Annotated in this window: 1 protein-coding gene; it reads right to left on the reverse strand. The window is 66.0% G+C overall.

Annotated features, from left to right (window positions below):
• Position 1: 1 nt before the first annotated feature.
• Positions 2-215: hypothetical protein (locus ABQE89_RS26380; protein WP_448422203.1), on the reverse strand; the 214-nt coding region annotated here is incomplete at its 5' end.

Here is a 215-nt window from a genome sequence, read left to right on the forward strand (position 1 = left end):
GTTAGGCCGCCTGGTTTGTTGGGGGTGCTGGTCCGCCGGGTTCTTGGGGTCCGGCGGTGGACACTGCGGTATCGGGGGCGGTGTCGGGGATTTGGTCGTTGTCGGTGGCTGCGGTATCTGACTGCGGGTCGATGAACTCGTGGGTGTTGGTGGGCGCGACGGCTTCTGTTGTCGCGGCGCTGATTTCGGCATCATCGGCTGCGGTGTTGCGCCCC

The sequence above is a fragment of the Mycolicibacterium sp. XJ1819 genome (genome assembly GCF_053483675.1).